1 protein-coding gene is annotated in these 289 nt (G+C 67.8%); it reads right to left on the bottom strand.

What is annotated here, in order from left to right:
- On the bottom strand, nt 1-289 hold a 289-nt coding region (locus ACSHWJ_RS16045; RefSeq protein ID WP_435928791.1), incomplete at both ends, for a DEAD/DEAH box helicase family protein.

Raw genomic sequence — 289 nt, 5'->3', positions numbered from 1 at the left:
TTCGGCGCGAGCCAGTTGGTCGACTCGGGCGACCAGCAGGTCGATGTCGTCGAACGGGTAGCCGCTGCGGGACTCCTCGACCAGCTCGCGCGAGAACAGCGAGAACGACAGGCCGAACTTCTCGAACATCTCGTACTGCCACTGCTCGACCAGGCTGCCGGGGGCGACGATCAGCACGCGCTTGGAGTCCGCCCGTATCAAGAGCTCGCGGATGTAGAGGCCGGCCATGATCGTCTTGCCGGCGCCGGGGTCGACGGCCAGCACGAAGCGCAGCGGCTGGCGCGGCAGC

Origin of the sequence: Methylococcus sp. S1M (assembly GCF_051295855.1) — a bacterium.
Classification (GTDB): domain Bacteria; phylum Pseudomonadota; class Gammaproteobacteria; order Methylococcales; family Methylococcaceae; genus Methylococcus; species Methylococcus capsulatus.
The sequence above is the reverse complement of the archived record's forward strand: the minus strand, read 5'-3'. Positions and strand labels throughout refer to the sequence as shown.